The 17534-nt window shown below is 70.2% G+C and carries 19 protein-coding genes; 4 read left to right on the top strand and 15 right to left on the bottom strand.

Annotation, left to right across the window (positions count from 1 at the left end; all coding sequences use genetic code 11):
- Window positions 1-83 precede the first annotated feature (83 nt).
- From OG210_RS08535 to OG210_RS08515, 5 genes are all read right to left on the bottom strand, one after another.
- Window positions 84-161 (bottom strand): DUF664 domain-containing protein, encoded by a 78-nt coding sequence (locus tag OG210_RS08535; protein WP_371540217.1) that lies wholly within the window; start codon window positions 159-161, stop codon window positions 84-86.
- Window positions 158-586, bottom strand: a complete 429-nt coding sequence (locus OG210_RS08530) for a DUF664 domain-containing protein (protein WP_328330879.1) — start codon at window positions 584-586, stop codon at window positions 158-160. Before OG210_RS08530 ends, OG210_RS08535 begins: the two co-directional genes overlap by 4 nt.
- A gap of 50 nt (window positions 587-636) precedes the next feature.
- Window positions 637-1302: a GntR family transcriptional regulator gene (locus OG210_RS08525; protein WP_328330881.1), complete on the bottom strand. Its 666-nt coding sequence runs from the start codon at window positions 1300-1302 to the stop codon at window positions 637-639.
- Window positions 1299-1826, bottom strand: coding sequence for a peptide deformylase (locus tag OG210_RS08520; RefSeq protein WP_328330883.1), 528 nt, complete (start codon window positions 1824-1826; stop codon window positions 1299-1301). The genes OG210_RS08525 and OG210_RS08520 overlap by 4 nt, the downstream gene beginning before the upstream one ends.
- A gap of 62 nt (window positions 1827-1888) precedes the next feature.
- Window positions 1889-2800, bottom strand: coding sequence for a threonine/serine dehydratase (locus OG210_RS08515; protein ID WP_328330885.1), 912 nt, complete (start codon window positions 2798-2800; stop codon window positions 1889-1891).
- Window positions 2801-2902: 102 nt separating this feature from the next.
- Between OG210_RS08515 and OG210_RS08510 the strand changes: the two genes are divergently transcribed.
- Window positions 2903-3292 carry an MmcQ/YjbR family DNA-binding protein gene (locus OG210_RS08510; protein ID WP_328330887.1) on the top strand — a complete coding sequence of 130 codons (390 nt, stop codon included), beginning with the start codon at window positions 2903-2905 and terminating at the stop codon, window positions 3290-3292.
- 29 nt (window positions 3293-3321) lie between these two features.
- Here the strand turns inward: OG210_RS08510 and OG210_RS08505 are convergent, their stop codons facing one another.
- The 4 genes from OG210_RS08505 to OG210_RS08490 form a co-directional block, all read right to left on the bottom strand.
- Window positions 3322-3963 (bottom strand): O-methyltransferase, encoded by a 642-nt coding sequence (locus tag OG210_RS08505; RefSeq protein ID WP_328330889.1) that lies wholly within the window; start codon window positions 3961-3963, stop codon window positions 3322-3324.
- A 107-nt stretch (window positions 3964-4070) separates the two neighbouring features.
- The gene (locus OG210_RS08500; protein WP_328330891.1) at window positions 4071-5270 is read right to left on the bottom strand and encodes an FAD-dependent monooxygenase; all 1200 of its coding nucleotides are present in this window, start codon (window positions 5268-5270) and stop codon (window positions 4071-4073) included.
- Between the two features lie 37 nt (window positions 5271-5307).
- Complete coding sequence (locus OG210_RS08495; protein ID WP_328330893.1) at window positions 5308-6012, bottom strand: ArsR family transcriptional regulator; 705 nt, start codon at window positions 6010-6012, stop codon at window positions 5308-5310.
- Between the two features lie 7 nt (window positions 6013-6019).
- Window positions 6020-7204 carry an MFS transporter gene (locus OG210_RS08490; RefSeq protein WP_328330895.1) on the bottom strand — a complete coding sequence of 395 codons (1185 nt, stop codon included), beginning with the start codon at window positions 7202-7204 and terminating at the stop codon, window positions 6020-6022.
- A 510-nt stretch (window positions 7205-7714) separates the two neighbouring features.
- On the opposite strand from OG210_RS08490, the gene OG210_RS08485 reads away from it, so the two are divergent.
- Entirely contained in the window at window positions 7715-8389 is a 675-nt protein-coding gene (locus tag OG210_RS08485) for a response regulator transcription factor (protein ID WP_328330897.1), read from the top strand.
- A gap of 62 nt (window positions 8390-8451) precedes the next feature.
- Here OG210_RS08485 and OG210_RS08480 read toward each other — a convergent pair whose 3' ends face one another.
- The 6 genes from OG210_RS08480 to asnB are packed head-to-tail and all read right to left on the bottom strand — an operon-like array spanning window position 8452 to window position 15732.
- The gene (locus OG210_RS08480) at window positions 8452-9186 is read right to left on the bottom strand and encodes a class I SAM-dependent methyltransferase (protein WP_328330899.1); all 735 of its coding nucleotides are present in this window, start codon (window positions 9184-9186) and stop codon (window positions 8452-8454) included.
- A 59-nt stretch (window positions 9187-9245) separates the two neighbouring features.
- Entirely contained in the window at window positions 9246-10400 is a 1155-nt protein-coding gene (locus OG210_RS08475) for an FAD-dependent monooxygenase (protein WP_328330901.1), read from the bottom strand.
- Window positions 10393-11784: a dihydroorotase family protein gene (locus OG210_RS08470; RefSeq protein WP_328330902.1), complete on the bottom strand. Its 1392-nt coding sequence runs from the start codon at window positions 11782-11784 to the stop codon at window positions 10393-10395. The genes OG210_RS08475 and OG210_RS08470 overlap by 8 nt, the downstream gene beginning before the upstream one ends.
- The gene (locus OG210_RS08465; RefSeq protein WP_328330904.1) at window positions 11772-12902 is read right to left on the bottom strand and encodes an acyl-CoA dehydrogenase family protein; all 1131 of its coding nucleotides are present in this window, start codon (window positions 12900-12902) and stop codon (window positions 11772-11774) included. Before OG210_RS08465 ends, OG210_RS08470 begins: the two co-directional genes overlap by 13 nt.
- Window positions 12881-13927: a PrpF domain-containing protein gene (locus OG210_RS08460; protein ID WP_328330906.1), complete on the bottom strand. Its 1047-nt coding sequence runs from the start codon at window positions 13925-13927 to the stop codon at window positions 12881-12883. Before OG210_RS08460 ends, OG210_RS08465 begins: the two co-directional genes overlap by 22 nt.
- Window positions 13924-15732 carry an asparagine synthase (glutamine-hydrolyzing) gene (gene asnB, locus OG210_RS08455; RefSeq protein WP_328330908.1) on the bottom strand — a complete coding sequence of 603 codons (1809 nt, stop codon included), beginning with the start codon at window positions 15730-15732 and terminating at the stop codon, window positions 13924-13926. Before asnB ends, OG210_RS08460 begins: the two co-directional genes overlap by 4 nt.
- Before the next feature lie 438 nt (window positions 15733-16170).
- Here asnB and OG210_RS08450 point away from each other — a divergent pair, with 438 nt between their 5' ends.
- Window positions 16171-17139 carry a ParB N-terminal domain-containing protein gene (locus OG210_RS08450; protein ID WP_328330910.1) on the top strand — a complete coding sequence of 323 codons (969 nt, stop codon included), beginning with the start codon at window positions 16171-16173 and terminating at the stop codon, window positions 17137-17139.
- A gap of 152 nt (window positions 17140-17291) precedes the next feature.
- A complete protein-coding gene (locus tag OG210_RS08445; protein ID WP_328330912.1) occupies window positions 17292-17477 on the top strand; it encodes a tautomerase family protein in 186 nt (61 codons plus the stop codon).
- The last annotated feature ends 57 nt before the right edge of the window (window positions 17478-17534 follow it).

Below are 17534 nucleotides of genomic sequence, written 5' to 3'. Positions count from 1 at the left end.
GGCGAGCGGTAGGCGCCCGGGCCGTACCTCCCTGGACGTGCGGAAACTTGTCTGCTCGGTGACGTCCGCCGGTCAAACTGCCTTCACCGGCCGATGCATCCGTCGAGCTGCTCGCGAAGGATGTCCGCATGGCCGGCGTGCCGGGCGGTCTCCTCGATCATGTGCACCAGGATCCAGCGCATCGAGGGGGGGCCGTCTCACGGAGTGAACGCGCGCCCGGACGGTCCAGATCCTCACACCGGTCGATGATTTCGTTGCTCTGCTCGATCGCCGTGGCGTACGCCCCCAGGAGGGCCTCGGCCGTCTCGTCGTCCGCGGGCAGGATCCCGTCGTCCCGACGCGGTCCGGGAGCACCGGCGTAGGCCCAGGAGAACCAGTTGTGCTCCACCGCAGTCAGATGTGTGACCAGGCTCAACAGGCTGGTGCCCGACGGCACACCGGCGGCTCGGAGCGCGGCGTCGTCAGCCCCCGACGCCTTCGCGGCGACAGCACGTCTGAGGTAGTCGAGGAACTCCACCAGCGTCGACTTCTCGTCGGCGTTCAGACCCGGGGGCCGCAGGTCACCACGTGCGCTGATGCTGGTCACGGCACCGTTCTTCCGTTCGTTCCGATCCCCGTCGTGCGGCGGTAACTGCTTCAGGCCAGCCATGTCAGCACCCGCTCCATGCCCGCCTTCCAGTGACGTTCTGTCAGCGTCGCCGCCAGGTTCCCGTCGCCGGTGGCAAGAGCCGCGAGGATCTCCCGGTGTTCGGCGTCGGTATGGGCGCGCTCCGGGGTGTGGTGCATGTAGGCGATCTCGTAGCGGGAGAGGTTGTTGCGCAGCTGACCGGTGAGGGTTGTGAGGTACTGGTTGCCACTGAGGCCGACCAGCACATCGTGGTGGAGGGTGTCCAGCTCGCGCCGCCGTACGGGGTCGTCGCATCGCTCGAGTTCGGCGAGGCGGCACGTCAGCCGGTCCATCAGCTCGTGCGGGAGGGGCTGGGTAACGGATCGCAGGGCCAGCGCCTCCAACGCGCCGAGGACGGGATACAGTTCGCCGCACTCGCGCGCGGTGAGCGGTTTGACCATGAAACCCCGGGCGAGTGCGGAGTCCACCACCCCCTCGGCCTGAAGGCGCAGCAGGGCCTCCCGGACGGGGGTGCGTGAGACGTCCAGGGTGCGGCTGAGAGAGGCTTCGGTGAGTGGGGCGCCCGGCGTGACGTGCCCGCTTGCGATCAGTTCGACGATCCGGGCATAGACGCTCTCCCGGAGGGGCTCGCCGCGCGTGATGGGCTGGTGCGGCGTGGGTGCGGGTGTGGTCATGATTTGTAGGGGCTCTCATCCCGATGGCGTTGTTCGAACTCCGCGCGCATGCACAGACTCTGCGCGTCGGTCATGCGGTCGACGGCCAGATACCCGTCGAGGTGATCGATCTCGTGTTGCAGCAGTTCTCCCAGCTCTCCGTCCGCCCGCACGGTGTGGTGCCGCCCGTCGGGAGACTGGTAGTCCACATCGACCCAGGTGTGGCGGCGGACAGTGCAGAAGAACTGAAGAGAGAAGCTGAGGCAGCCGTCCCACACGTCCCACGTCGACTCGGCGCGGGACGTGATGCGGGGGTTGATGAGCGTCCATGGCTGCTCCAGCCTGCAGTGCACCAGCCGCACGCCGGCTCCGATCTGCGGGGCCGCGATCCCGCGGCCGTAGCCGGTGCGCCGTTGCCAGTCCGCGAGCGTGTCGTCCAGGTCCGTGATCAACGCTGCGGCTGCGGAGTCGAGAGGAAGGGGTATCTCCTGCGCGGGAACACGGAGTGAAGGGTGTCCGAGTTGAAGGGTTTCACGTATCGCCACCCTGCCTATTGTATACGATGAGCATTGCGGTGTCACAGGCCGGCAAGCGGGCGCCCTGTTCCTCAGGAATGCGGGTTCGCGCCAGTGAGGACTGCTGCTGTCCTGTCGGCGGATGTGCCGTGCTGAAGAACTGCGGCGAGCGCGAGAGCTCCGGCCGGCTCCAGGGTCAGGCTCAGATGGGTACGTGCGAGGTCGACCGCGCGCGTGATGTGCGATTCGTCCACGCACAGCATGTCATCGACGACATCGAGCATGGTGCGCACGGCGCCCGGCACCGGTCGGCGCACCGCCACACCGTCGGCGCAGGTGCGCGGGCGGTGCGGTGTGGTGACGGCGGCGCGGGCCTGCCAGCTCAGCGCCATGGCTGGAGCGCCTGCGGCGCACACACCGATGACGCGTGTGTGGGGTGAGCGTGCTTTCGTCCAGGTGCCGATGCCATTGATGAGGGCGCCATTGCCTACCGGGACGAGGACTGAATCCGGTTGGACGGGGGCCAGTTCGAGCGCGATGGTGCCGGCGCCCTCCGCGATGCGGGGCTCATCGCCGTCCTCGACGAACGTGACCCCGCCGTTCCGCCCGGCTTCCTGTTGGGCGTGCGCCTTGGCTTCGTCGAAGTCCTCCCCGACCAGTACCACTTGGGCTCCCAGCCGGCGGATGCGCGTCACCTTGGCCTTGTTGGCGTCGCGTGCGCAGAAGACGGTCACGGGGATCCCGTGGCGGCGTCCTGCCCACGCGAGAGCCATGCCGAAGTTACCGGCCGAGGCGCACTGCACGTGCTGACCCCGGGTCAGGGAACGCATGTAGTAGTCGGCGCCCCTGCCCTTGAAGGAGCGCAGGGGGTTCACCGTCTCCACCTTGACCCACAGAGGGCAGCCGAGCGCTGCGCTCAGTTCGTCGTCCTGGAACTGTGGAGTCCCGCGGAAGAGGGGGTCGATGGTGCGGCTGGCTTCTTCGATGCCTTCTAATGAAACCATAGGATTATCGTATACGATGAACAGGAGCTGTGACAACACACTCAGCCAGCCGACCATCCTCAAGCGCGGGAACCGCAGTGCCTGAGAGGGGACGAACACGCTATGACCGATGAAAACGGTAGGGCCAGGGACGATGCGGACGATGTGGAGGAGCGGCTGCGCGCGGTGTGTCTGGGGCTGCCCGAGGTGGTCGAGGGGACCAATCACCACGGTGAGCCGGCATGGCGGATCCGGCGGCGGACGCTGGCCCAGATCTCGGAGCGGCACCCGCCCGGGCGGCGGAGCTTCTGGGTGCCGGCTCCGGTGGGTGCCAAGGAGGCGATGGTCGCCGCCGAACCCGACCGGTTCTTCTCACCGCCCTACGGCGGGCGCGACTGGGTCGGTGTCTACCTCGATGCGCCGGTCGACTGGGCGGAAGTGCGCGAGCTCGTCGTCGACGCGTACCGGCTCATCGCGCCCAAGAAGCTGGTGGACGGACTGGCGGAGGCGTGACCCTCCGCCGCCGGTGACCGTCCGCCGCCTCAGGCGCGCCGGATCAGCGTGACCCCGTCCCGTACGGTGAGCATCACGGACTCGCACCGCGGGTCGGCGGCGACGGCGTCGTTGAACTGCCGCAGGGCCCGGACGTCGGAATCGGTGCTGTCCGCATCGATGATCTCCCCGCGCCACAGCGTGTTGTCGCACGCGATCAGTCCCCGGGGGGCGAGCTTGGGCAGCGTCGCGGAGTAGTACGTGTGGTAGTTCGGCTTGTCCGCGTCGATGAAGACCAGGTCCAGCGGCTCCTCGATCGCGGCGATCGTGTCGAGCGCGGGACCGACCCGCACGCTGATGACGTCGGCGTAGCCGGCCTCCGCGATGTTCTTCCGGGCGACCTCGGCCCGCTCCGGGTCGATCTCACAGCTGATCACCCGCGAGTCCTTGGGCAGGGCGACGGCCATGGACAGCGCCGAATAGCCGGTGAAGGTGCCGATGTCGAGGACCAGCTTCGGCTGAAGAGTGTGGATGAACATCCGCAGCAGACCGCTCACGAGCTGGCCGCTGACCAAGTGGCCCATACCCAGGTCGTTCCCGGTGACGCCGGTCAACTGGGCCGGGTCCGGGGCCGAATGGGCCTCCGCGTACTCGTCGATGCCGGGCAGGGTGATGGGTGGCAGGGTGAACATCTCTTCCTCCTGGGTGGGGTGGTGGAGGTCGTCGTTCCTACAGATCGGACGGGTCGGGTGAGTCGGGTGGATCAGGTGGGTCGGGCGGGGCAGACAGGTCGGGCGGGTCAGGTCGGGTCGTACGCGCTCTGCCAGCCGTGCGTGTTCGCGTGCAGCCAGGACTCGAAGTCCGCCGGAGTCAGGGCGGACCAGTCGGGGGAATCCGAGATGCGCATCCTCCCCAGGTGCTTGCCGAGTTCGGTGAGGGCGTTGCCGGCGCCGCACCGCGCCGTCTCGAAGGCGGCCAGTGCTTCCGGCCACGTCTTCTGTTCCCGGCAGGCGCGTTCGAGGGCGCAGGCGTCCTGGATCGCCTTCACCGCGCCGGCGCCGGTGTGCGGGCGGGCGATCGCCCCGGCGTCACCGGCCAGCAGCAGGGAGCCCTTGGTGTAGCGGGAGACCGTGTTGTCGTACATGGGGTTGATGGACAGCTCGCGCCGTTCGGTGCGCCGCACCGCTTCGGCCCATAGGGGCGGCAGTTCGCGGGTGATGAGCTCGTCGAGGTAGGCCGCGACGGTCTCGGTGACCTGTCCCCGGGGGATCGGGGCGGCCCCGGCCGCGTAGAGGTCGTCCGGCACGCTGCCGTACAGCGCCCAGTTCTGCCGGAAGCCGCCGGGACCGCCGTCGGGAATGCGGTAGAACACGGCGTGGCCGCCGTGGAAGCCCACCGCCACGAAGTCGTCGAGCAGCGGGGACTGCGGGCCGTCCGCCCCCCGGTCGGCGGGGTAGTCGCCGCGCCACACGGCGTACCCGGCGTACTGCACGGCGGCCTCCGGTGCGACGACCGGCCGCACCGTGGAGCGGTAGCCGTCGGCGCCGACGACGGCGTCGTACGTTCCGGCGGGACGGTCGTTGATCCAGATCCCGACGCCGTCGTCCTGCTGCCGGACGCCGGTGACCATCGCGCCCTCGTGGTAGTCGCGATCCGGCACCTGTCCGCGCAGCCCCCGCCAGACCAGCGCCCAGCTCGCCATGATCGACGGGTACGGCTGACGGCCGACCACCCGGCCCTCGGCCGACCGCTCCGCGCGGGTGAGCCAGATCAGCTCGGGACGTTCCAGCGTCCGCATGCCGGAATCCAGGTATCCCGCGTCGAGCAGCTCACCGTAGAGCGAGGCCGGGAGAGTGATCCCGGCGCCGCGGTCGCGCAAGCCGCCCCGGCTGCGCTCCAGCACGGTGACCTCGCAGCCTGCCCGCGTCAGGGCGACGGCCGTGGCGCAGCCGGCGATACTGCCGCCCACGACGGCGACCCGACTTCCTCGTATGCGCATGGTTGCCTTCTCCTCAGTGGGACATGACGGCCCGGCCCTACGAGCCGGCTTCGGGGTGTACGGGGTGTCCGGTGCGGTGCCAGCGGGTGAAGCCGCCCACGAGGTGGTGTGCGTGCCGGTTCTGCTCCCGGAGCAGCCGGACGCATGCGGCCGAGGTCACGCAGAAGGGCCCGTGGCAGTAGGCGATGATCTCGGCGTCGTCCGGTAGTTCGCCGAGTCTGCTCAGGAGTTGACCGGACGGGAGGGAGAGGGCGCCGGGCACATGCCCCATCGCGTAGTCGTCGCTCGGGCGGACATCGATGACCAGCGCTCCGCCGCCGACCCGGGTGGTCAGCTCGTCCGCGGTCACGGGTTCCAGCTCGCTCAGGTCGCCGAGCTGGTCGTCGATGACGCTGCGCAGGTCGGCCAGGCGCCGCTCGGTGAACTCCTGGAACACGCCGAGGAACTGGGCCACTTCGTCGTCGGCCAGGCGGTACAGCACGCGCTTGCCGTCCTTCCGGCTGCTGATCAGGTGGGCCGAACGGAGCTGCTGCAACTGGGCCGAGGTGTTCTTGAACGGGATGCCGGACTCCTGGGAGAGCTGCTCGACGGTGCGTTCGCGCCCGTCGAGCAGGTCGAGCAGGCGGAGCCGGAGGGGGCTGGCCAGCACCTTGCCGACCCGTGACAGCTCCGCGTAGATCGGGGCGCTCAGCTGCTGTGTGTTCAGTTGCTCTGTGTTCAGTCGCTGTTTCAGCTCGGACATGGCAGACCTATCGTGTGGTGCCGGACCGGGGCGCGGCCGGTTCGAGGACGTGACGGTTGCGCCCGGCGCCCAGGCCGGCGAGCAGTTCGCCGGCCGTGACGACCAGCAGCAGGACGAGCGCTGCCGGGAGACCGGCGGAGGCGGTGATCAGCACCCCGCCGACCAGCGGTCCCAGGATGGCGATGAGGTAGCCGACGCCCTGGGCCATGCCCGAGAGGCCGACGGCCGTGTCGGCGTCCTTGGCGCGCAGCCCGATGAAGGTCAGCCCCAGCGCGAACCCGGCTCCCTGGGACAGGCCGAGCAGCACCGCGGCGATCCACGCGCCGACGGAGATCGGCGCCAGCACGAGCGCGATCAGCCCGCCGGCGTTGAGTACGGCGACGACGACCGCGATGGGCCGCTGGTCGGGCAGCCGCCGGATCAGTACCGGAATCGAGAGCGATCCGGCCACCTGGATCAGGGAGGTGACCGCCTGCACGAGGCCGCCCTCGGTGAGGGTCATGCCCCGCTGGTGACAGATCGTCGGCAGCCAGCCCAGGACGAAGTAGAAGGACAGGCCCATGAATCCGAAGAAGGCGGTGACCTGCCAGGCCAGTCCGTCCCGCCACAGCGCGGCGGGGATCCGGGGCCGCCCGGCGGCCGCGGCGCGCTGCCGCAGGACGGGCAGCCAGGTCACACAGGCGACGATCGCCACCGGGACGGTGATCCAGGCGAGCGAGGCCAGCCAGTGCGTTCCTCCGCCGCCGCTCAGCTTGGGGGCGAGTGCCGAGGCGCCGGCCGCGCCCAGCGTCAGGACGATCGTGTAGAGCGTCATCACCGGCGCGAGCCGGCTGCTGAACCTCCGCTTGATCAGGCCGGGGATGGTGCCGTTGATCGCCCCGATCGCGGCGACCGCCAGCAGTGTGCCGAGGAAGAGCCCGGCCTCGCTCCGCTGCGTACGGACCAGGTTGCCGATGAGCAGCACGACCAGGCCGGTCGCCACCAGACGTTCCTCGCCCATCCGGCGGACCAGCGCGGGGCCGGCGAAGGCGAACAGGGCGAGGCAGACCGTGGGCAGCACGGTCAGACCTGTCCGGCTCAGACCGGAGAGGCCCAGATCTGACGCGATGGGGGTCAGGAGTGCGGATACCGCCGAGATCGGGGCCCGCAGATTCAGGGAAACCACGACCAGCGCGGCCAGCAGCCACCACATCCGCCCGCGCGACGCGGGTTCGTCCAGTGTCTCCGTGGTTAAAGCCGAGGTTCGGGATTGGGACGACACATTCACCACACCCAAGTTCTATAGGACTTTAGAATATGGGAATGCTACCCCCGGAATGGCGGCAGATTGAAGAGGTCCGGCGGAAGGGGCGCGCCGTGCGCGCGCCTAATTTATCCAGGTAAGGCACGGTAAGGCTCCTTTTGGAGGAGGGGCTGGGTGCGTGAGCTGCCGGGGGTCGGGCGAAGGGGAGGTGGACCGGGTGTGAACTGAAGAATCCTCTCGGGCGGCGCCGCTCCTGTCGTGGGTCAGATGGCCGAGGGCGGGTGGGATTTATGGAGGTGTTCGGGAACTTCGAGTTCGAAGGTCCGAAGGCAAGTGCTTTGACGAGGTTTTGAATGCCCGAAATATCATGTTCGATTGCGTTGTATTTATCAGGGGTGCTGCGCATCCTGATTTGGTACTGTGATCGCTGATGTCTGAGCTGTCATCAGGGGGATTGACGTGTTCGATCAAGTGGCTATGAAGTCTGCCCGCACAGATTCAGTCGCCGTACTGATCGCGGGAGACCGTCCGGTATACAGAGCAAGCCTGAGAAGCCTGCTGGACGGTGTCGACGCACTGGAAGTGATCGACGATGTGGACATGGGGCCCGATACCGTAAGCACAATTCACCGCTTATGCCCCGACGTGGTGATATTGCATGTGGCCCCGTCGAGCGCTGCCACCGTCGAAATGATCACCTCCATTGCGGAACACTGTCCGGATACGGCCGTGCTGATCGTGAGCATCGCCCATGACCGGGAGACTTTCCTCGCCGCCATGCGTGCGGGTGTACGTGGCTATCTGTCCCGGGGCGCGCCCCCCGAAAATCTGGTGCTGGCCATCAGGATCGTCCAGTCCGGCGGCCTGGTCTTCGACTCCAGTACGTCGGAGTGGGTCACCGAGCATCTGGCCCAGCCGGCGAGGGTGGTCAAACCCTTCCCGGAGTTGACCGACCGCGAACGGGACGTGCTGGAACTCGTCGCGGACGGCCTGGGTACGGCGGCGATCGCCCATCAGCTCGGCCTGTCCATCAAGACAGTGCGCAACTATCTTTCGCGCATATTCGCCAAGTTGCGCCTTGTCGACCGAGCCGAAGCCGCGGTCCGGGCCAGACAGGCCGGTCTCGGCCACTGAACCGGACGGTGGCTCGGTGGTGGGTGCCCGCCGGTGAGACACCCACCACCGCGGCCGGCCCGTCAGGACGCCGCGCGGATTGCCTTCCGCGCCACGATCACCCGGTTGTAGAGCTCCTCGGGTTCGGTGGCGACGATCTCGGCCCGGTCGAAGCCCGCGTCGAGAAGACAGTCGCGCCAGAATTCCGGTGTGGTGAGGATTTCTCCGTCCTCCCGCAGGAATCGGGGCAGCAGGTCGAGCTGGAGCAGCATGCGTTCGAAGCTCGCCTCCCGCATGTAGTACTTGGCCTTGTCGGTCAGCAACTCCAGGACATCGGTGGCCCGCTCCTTGCTGCCGGCCGGTCCCATCACCCGGCAGAACTGGTCGGCGTTGATGAACACACCCCCCGGGCGCAGCACGCGCAGCAGCTCCGCCGCGGCCTTCGGGTAGGTGTCGAGTTCGAGGTGGTGCAGCGCGAAGCTGCTGATGGCCACGGAGAAGCTGTCGTCGGGGAAGGCCGACAGGTCCTCGGCCGCTCCGTCCTGGAAGGAGACCAGCGGGTCGTCCGCGAACTTGACCACCGCCTCCGCGACCATGGCGGGGGCGGGGTCGACCCCGACGATCCTGGCTTTGGGCAGCGCCGTGCGGCACAGCGACGTGAGCCGCCCGGTGCCCGAGCCGATGTCGAGGATGTCGGTGGTGTCCGACGGCAGTTGGTCCACGGCCGCGGACAGCAGGGCCACATTGGACGCGTCGGTGCTGAGTACCTTGTCGTAGTCGATCTTGACGTTGTTCCAGTGAGTCGTGTCCGATGCCATAACGGTCCACCCTTCATTCGTCCGGTACTTGTCAGTGCCGATACGGTGCGGTCGCTGCGTCACTCAGTGGCGAGGTCGAAATCCGCGCGCCAGCCGAACAGATCGGTCAGCTCCTGGTCATGCGTGCTGAACTCGCCGCGCTCGTCCCGTACGACGTGATCGCGGTGCCGTGACTGGTTGACGACCACGGCGGTCCGCGGTGCGCGATGTCTGGCGTAACTCCTCAGTGCCCCGGGGATGTTCGGGGTGCGGGACAGCAGCCCGCCCAGTACGGCCGCGTCCTCCAGTGCCATGCCCGCGCCCTGCCCGGCACCCGGTGACATCGGGTGCGCGGCGTCGCCGAGGAGGCTGACCCGGCCCCGGCTCCAGTCGGCGACGGGTTCCCGGTCGTTGATGTCGGTGACCACGACCGGCGCGTCGGGATCGGTGCGCCGCACCACGTCCACGATCGCCGGGTGCCAGCCGCTGATCAGGGTCAGGAGATCGGCCCGGGCCTCCTTCGGTGACTTGGCGGGCCAGACACCGGCCGGTGCGGCCACCTTCGCCGTCCAGTACAGCCGTCCGGAACCGATCGGGGCGGCGAAGACACCGATACCGTCCGCGGTCACGATGAACCCGTGCGGGAACTCCGCCGGTAGGGGGGAGCGGCCTCGCAGGGTCGTGTATCCGCAGTAGCGGGGAGACTCCACGCCGAGCAGGTACCGCCGCACCACGGAGTGCAGCCCGTCGGCGCCGATGAGGGCCGCCGCCGTCGTCGGGTTCCCGTCGGACAGAGCGACCTCGACCCTGTCACCCAGGTCGGTGCAGCCGGTCACGCTGATCCCGTGCCGTATCCGTACGCCGGCGTCGGCGGCGTACCGCAGCAGCAGGGACTGCAACGCCGTGCGCAGCAGCGACACTTGCGGCGCGCCGAATTTCCCGGCCAGCTCGCCCACCCGGTCGGTGGCGACGACCGCGCCGCGGGTGTCGACGATCGGACGGACCTCGTCCGGCTCCGGGACGTGCCCGGCGGCCCGCACCGCCGAGGCGAGTGAGGGGTCGATCTCCGCCAGTGCGTGCAGCGCGTTCGGATACAGCACGAGGCCGGCGCCCGCGTCCCGCAGCGTCGCGGTCCGCTCGATGACCGTCGCGGGCTTCCCCGCGCGGCGCAGTGCGATGCCGAGGGCGAGGCCGCCGATGCCGCCGCCCGCGATGACCACGGACTGTTCAGCCATTGCCGCTCCGTCCCTTCTGTCGGTCGAGCGGCGACAGCCAGCGTCCCACCGGGGCGCCGAACGTGTCCCGCTCCCGGTCGTAGGCGATCTGCCCGGACTTGACGGTCACCTGCACCTGGCCGGTGAACGTCCAGCCCTCGTAGGCGGACCAGCCGCACTTGGCCGCGATGTCCTGCGCGGACAGCATCCAGCGGCGGTCCGGGTCGAAGACCACCAGGTCGCCGTCGGCCCCGGCGGCCAGCCGTCCCTTGCCGGTCAGCCCGAACAGCTCGGCCGGCCTTTCCCCCAGGTGGCGCACCAGCCGGCGGACAGCGGTGTCCTGGTCCTCGTCCGGCCAGCGCCGCCGCATCCCGGTCCACACCGCGGTGGCCAGCTCCTGCACGCCGGGCAGCCCCGGCGGCGCTTCGGCGACCGGGAGTTCCTTCTCGGCCGCGGTGTGCGGCGCGTGGTCGCTGCCCAAGGTGGCCACCTCGCCCGCCCGCAGGGCCGCCCACAGCCGGTCCTGGTCCCGCGGGCCGCGGATCGCCGGGGCCAGCCGGGTCCGCGCGCCGCCCCGCACGGTGTCGGCGTCGGTGAACGAGAGGTGGTGGGCGGTGAGTTCGAAGGTGACCGGCAGTCCGTCGGCGGCAGCCGCGGCCACCAGGTCGGCTTCCTCCGCGCTCGACAGGTGCAGGATGTGCGCCATGGTGCCGTGGCGCCGTACCAGTTCCAGCACCCGGACGACCGCAGAGATGGGACTGCTGCGGGGCCGCCACCGCTCGTAGTCCCGGTAGGAGGTGGGGGGACCGCCCCGCCAGGTGTCCAGCAGGTCGTGCAGCCGCTGGTCCTCGGCGTGCAGGACGAGCCGTACACCGGAGCCGGCCGCGGCGGCGAACACCTTGTCGAGGGCGGCGGGATCGCTGAAGACCGTGGGCGCGGTGTGGTGCCCGGCCATGAACACCTTGGCGCTGCGGGCGATCGCCGGATCGAGGCCCGCCAGGACCTCGGGGTGCAGCGGGTCCGCGCCGATGTGGAAGGCGAAGTCGACCAGTGAACGGCCGGTGATCTGCCGGGCCTTGGCGACCACCGCGTCCGGGTGGAGGGCCGGGGGGAGTGTGTTCGGCATATCCATGACGGTGGTCACGCCACCGGCGACCGCGGCGCGGCTGCCGTGCTCCCAGTCCTCCTTGTGCTCCAGACCAGGGGTACGGAAGTGGACATGCGAGTCGATCAGCCCGGGGAGCACGTACCGGCCCGCCGCGTCCAGGACGCGGACGTGGCCGGGCGCGGAGTCGGCGATCCCGAGGATCCGTCCCTCCGCGACGAGCACCACGCCCGGGCGGACGCCGGCCGGGGTCACCAGCCGCCCGTTGACCACCGCGAGCTGCGCGTTCACCCGAGCCATGTGGCGCTCACCAGCTCCCGGCACAGGTCGTTGGTGGGGCCCATGTGGGCGACCGCGCGGGCATCGGCCATCAGCCGGTTGATGCGGTTGGTGACCACGTACCCCGCGGAGCCCAGCAGGCGCGCCACCTCGACGCCCACCTGCTCGGCCGTCTCCGACGCGAACAGCTTGCTGTGGAGGGTGGCCAGGCCCGGATCGGCCGCGTCCCGCCGTCCGGACCGGTCGATGACGGCGCGCGTCGCGTCGATCCGGGTGGCCAGGTCGACGAGCCGGAAGCGGGTGACCCCGTCGGGTGGTTGCGGGCGGCGGTGGACCTGTTCGACGGCGAGGTCCAGCAGCGCCGACGCGATACCGAGGGAGACGGCGCCCAGCGTCGCCCCGGTCCTGCGGACCCCGGCGATGAGACGGGTGGCCTCGCCGACCGGGCCGAGCTGGTCCTCGTCGTCGACGACGCAGTCGTGCAGGGACACGAACCCGGTCGCCGAGCCGCGCATCCCGATCAGGTCGAGGCTCTGGTCGGGGCGTACCCCTTCGTTGCCGGCCGGTATGAGGAAGAACGTCTGGCCGGCCGAGCCGTAGCCGCCGCTCGGCTCGTCCACGCTGTCGGAGGTCCGCGCGAGGATCAGGTAGAGCCCGGCCACCCCGGCACTGGTGGTGAAGGACTTGGCGCCGTTGAGCTGCCAGCGGCCGTCCGGCAGCCGGACCGCGGTGGTGTTCAGGCGCTTCTTGGCCGCGCCCGCGCCGGGTTCGCTCCACCCGGACGCGGCGAGCAGATCGCCCTTGGCCAGTGCGGGCAGCAACCGGGCCTGCTGGACCGCGTCGCCCCACTCGGCGATGCGCGCGCTGACCGCGTAGTGCTGGAACAGCATGATCGCGGCGGAGGGATTGACGCGGGCCACCTGGGCGACGACGTGGTTGATCAGTGTGGCGTCCCCGCCGGACCCGCCGTACGCGGAGGGAACGGCGATGCCGAGCAGGCCGGTCTGCTCCAGCTCGGCCATGAGCGTCTCGTCGGGCCGGCCGCTGGACGCGCTGCGCGCCGCCGCCTCGTCGAGGCGCTCGACGAGAGCGGCCGGCAGTGCGCCTTCGGGGTCGATCACCTGTAGAGCGACAGACATGCGGCGATCTCCTTCGACTGGAGGCCGGCGAGGGGCTCGATCGGAAACGAACCGAGGGTGGTGGTGCGCTTGCCGCGGACCGTGATCCAGGTCAGTTCAGGCTCGCGGGCGCCGTCGCGCACCGTGGCGGTGACGCGTGAGCTCCCACCGGAGGTGACGATGTCGACGGTGCCGTCGGGCATACCGGCCTGCTGCGCCGCGGTCCAGGGCACGGTGCCCTTGATCCGGACGGCAGCGGCGAGGCAGGCGGCCCCGGTCAGCGCGATCGTCGGGTGCCAGGTGGGCACCGAGATCGCGCGGACCGCTAGCTTGCCGCTCTCCGCAGCCATCACCGCGGCCACCTTGGGGAAGGCGCCGTCGGCCGGCCAGCCGAGCAGGGCCGCGGCCGCCCGCCGGATCCGCACCAGCCGGTCGAACAGCCGCTGGTCGTCGGCGAACAGGTCCTCCGTGCGGGACAGCCCCAGGGTGGAGGCCGCCACGAAGGCGTACGGATTGCCCATGGACACCAGCGAGACCGGCACCGGCTCGCCGTCCACCTCGACCGTCGTGGTGGCCGCACCCGCCAGCAGCAGTTCGCTGAGCGGTTTCGGCGCCGGCTGGACGAAGTGGATGTCGAACAGCGCCGAATCCCGGCCGGCCTCGGTGATCTCGCACACGATGTGGTCACCGTTGTTGCGGACCATGACGCGGACCCGCAACCCCGGGCTCAGCCGGGGCAGCGAACCGGACTCGGCACCGGCGACGATGGACGCGAGGATGGAGTGCCCGCACGAGCCGCGCAGGTCGAACGCGGCCGGCCCCAGCGGAAGCGCCTGTACGAACCGGTAGTCCAGGTCGAACAGCGGGTGCTCGGCGGGCTCGACCAGCGCCAGCTTCAGGATGTGCCCGGCGCCGATGTCGTCGAGCCACTTCCGGGCCACGGCGAGCCGGTCGAGTAACGCGTCGTCGGTACGCGGCAGACGGCGCGCGTCGAGGACGAGGGTCGGGCACGGACTCCCGTGCGCATAGACGACGTGCCCGATCATGACGCCACGACCTTGGGTTCCCGGGGCGGTGCGACGGACGGTGCGACGCTGAACTGCTCGCGCCAGATCTCGTAGACCAGCAGGGCCCACAGGGCGAGGGCGGTGGCGTTGCCCGGCCGGGCGGCCTGGTCCGCGAAGAGCCGGTCCACCGCGCGGGGGTCGAGTTCACCGGCCCGCCGCAACCGGTCGCTGGCCAGCAGATCCCTGGCGTAGTCCCAGAGCGGCCAGCCGGGAGTCAGCATGGCCGCGATCGGCAGGGTGAACGGCTGCTTCTCGCGGGCCAGTACGGCGTCGGGGAGGAGGCCGCGCGCGGCGCCGTACAGGGCGCGCTTCACCTCCCCGCCGTGGATACGGTCCCGGTCGGGCAGCCGCACCGCGTGCCGGACCACGCTCTGCTGGCAGAACGGCAGCCGGACCTCGACGGCGCTCGCCATGCTGAGGTGGTCGACCCTCCGGAGGTGGTACGCCGGGAGCCGGTAGCCGATCTCGAACGCGGTGATCCGGTCGAGTACGGTGCCGGGCCCGGACCGCAGCGCGTCGGTCGCCGACCCGGGCAGCGCAGGCACGGAGCCGACCTCGGCGGCGTAGTCCGCGGTGTAGAGCCGCTTGCGCCGTGCGGCCGGCAGGACGGCCAGCTCGTCGAGGTACGCCTCGTACCAGGGCTTGCCCGCCTCGGCGGCCTCCGCCGCGGCCCGCATACGCCGGTACCCGCCGAACACCTCGTCCGCGCCGTCGCCGGTCAGGGCCACCGTGAAACCGGCGTCCCGCACCGCGGCGAACAGGGCGTAGCTGCTCACCGTGATCGGATCGGCGTTGGGCTGCCCCAGATGCCACACGACCCGCGGCAGCAGATCGGGCAACTCCTCGGGCACCAGCTCGACTTGGTGGTACTTGGTCCCGGCGTGGTCGGAGACCAGGCGCGCGAAGTGCCGCTCGTCGTCGGGCCATGAGCCGGTGTAGGCCATGTTGAACGTGTGCAGCCCCGGCGCCTTGCCGGTGGCGAGGGTGGTCACCAGGCTGGAGTCCAGGCCCCCGGAGGTGATCGACGCGACCGGCACATCCGCCTCCAGCAGCCCGTCGACCTCCCGGTGCAGGAGCGCACGCAGGTCGCCGGACGGGGGGCCGGCCTCCGGCCCTGGCGACGGCCGGCGGTGGAAGCGCAGCCCTCCCGTACGGTCGAGGACCGCCGTGACGGCCGGCGGCAGCACCGCGACGTCCCGGAACATCGTCTGCTCGCCGAACGGCGTCTTGGTCGCGAGGTAGGAGTCGAGGCCCGGCGTCCAGATGCTGGTGGACACGTCCGGGAACGCGAGGAGCGCCGGGATCTCGGAGGAGAAGTACAGCGCGCCCCTGCGCTCGTCCCAGTGGTAGAAGAGGGGCTTCATGCCCAAGTGGTCGGTGGCCAGCACCAGCCGCGGTTCGGCGCGCAGGTCCAGTACGGCGATGGCGTACATGCCGTCGAGGTGGTCGACGAACGCGTCCCCGTACCGCTCGTAGAGCGCCGGGAGGACCGATCCGTCGCAGTGGTCGGTGAACCGGTGGCCGAACGCGCCCAGCCGGCTGCGCAGTTCGTCGTGGTTGTAGATCTCGCCGTTGAGGACGACATGGACGGCCCCGGACGCGGAGCGGTAGGGCTGGCGTCCGCCGGCGGGATCCATGACGGCGAGCCGGTTGCTGCCCAGCGACCAGGTGGGGCCGGTCGAGCAGCCCTGGGAGTCGGGGCCGCCGTGACGTTGCAGTTCGCTGACTCTGGCCAGGTCGTCCGACGGTACGACCGAGTTGAAAGAGCCGTAGATACGGCACATTTCGCTACCTCCTGTCCGGTAGGCACGGTGGCCATCGAACCGGGGTGGTGCCGCAGTGTCGTGAGTCATCTGGCCCGGGCGGCGTGGGAACTCCGGGCCGGCCATGAATCCCATAGGGGCCGGGAGGGGTCGGGATATCTGACTCATGGCGATAGGACAACTCACCTGGCAGCGTGCTGGAGGGTCGGCGACGATCAGGCCGCTCGTCGCCCTCTGGCACCGGCGTGCGCCGGGGCGCATCCGGCTCCCGCCAGGAGAGAGCACGAGGCGAACCAACAGCGGAGGTAAGGGATTCAGCAGGCGCAGCACCGCTCATCGAGCCAGGAAGTCCGCAGGACCAGCTGCATCAGCAGCGCCAGTCGCTTCGAGCAGGAAGGCCTCAATGTGAACGCTCAGCCCGTTGTTGGCATGGTCGAGAAGAGTGATGGTGGGGAGTCCGTGACGTCCGCGGCCCTGACCCGGCTGCCGCTCACCGACATCTTGCAGCCTGATTCCCCTCGCCTCTCCGGACTCAACGACGAGCATGCCCGTCTGCTGGCGAACTCCGATGCCGCGCTGCCGCCCATCCTTGTCAACCGCTGCACGATGCGCGTCGTCGACGGCGCCCACCGCCTCCTGGCGGCGAAACTGCGCGGGCAGGAGTCCATCGACGTCGACTTCTGTGACTGCGACAACGACGAGGCGTTCGTGCTCGCCGTCGAGAAGAACGCGACGCACGGGCTGCCGCTGTCGCGGGCCGAGCGCTCGGCGGCCACCGAGCGGATCCTCGGCGCCTACCCGGAGTGGTCCGACCGTGCGATCGCCGCGGTCGTGGGGCTGTCGCACAAGACGGTGGGGTCGATCCGCCGGCGTTTCAGCAAGGACTCCGAGCCGGTCACCCACCGCCGCGGCAGGGACGGCAGGCTGCGGCCGGTCAACGGTGCCGCGGCCCGGGCCAGAGTGAGCAGCCTGCTCGCGGACCGGCAGGGCGCGTCGCTGCGCGAAATCGCACGGGAGGCCGGGGTCAGCCCGGACACCGTGCGGAACGTGCGGGACGACTCGCGCCGGGCCGAGACCCTGACGGCGCACGAACCCCGGAGCGTGCCGGGCCCGGACCACGAGCGGCACGAGGCACCCAAGCGGACCAGCGCCTGCGTCCGGATCCAGGCGTCGGGGCCGACGGACCGGTCCGTACTGGTGCGCAGCCTGCGCAGCGATCCCTCACTGCGGTTCTCCGAATCGGGGCGCGTCCTGCTGCGCCTGCTGGACCTGTACGCGCTGGACCCGGACGACTGGGCCCGGATCAGCGGGGACCTGCCCGCCCACCGGGCGTCCGACATCGCGCAGTTGGCCCGGGAGTGCGGCCGGATCTGGCAGAACTTCGCGGCTGCGGTGGAGCAGCGACAGCGTGAGGCGGTGGAGGCGTAGGGCCGACGCCTTTCGGGTGGATCAGGCCGGGCCCGCGGGGCCCGGCACCTGCATCTTGGCGCGGCGGACCGTCCGCGGCGCCGACAGATGCGGCGGTCGGCAATGGCGCGGGCCGTCGCGAGACAGCGGGACCGGACAGAGAGGAACCAGCAATGCCCCTGGTACAAGTGAACTGGTGGAAGGGCGTCGGAGTGGCCGAACGCCGTCAGCTCGTCGAAGAGGTGACGGAAGCGGTCGCGCGGATCGCGAAGTGCCCCGAGATGGCCGTCACCGTGATCATCAACGATGTCGAGACGGACCACTGGGGCCGCGGCGGGACGCTGGCCTCCGAACTCTGAGCGAACGGCCGGGCCGCACCTGGTCCGGCCGTTCCGCCCCGGTTTCCAGGCGGTCAC

The organism is Streptomyces sp. NBC_00466 (assembly GCF_041433995.1).
GTDB lineage: Bacteria > Actinomycetota > Actinomycetes > Streptomycetales > Streptomycetaceae > Streptomyces.
Note: the sequence above shows the minus strand (reverse complement) of the source record. Positions and strands in the feature narration are given on the sequence as shown.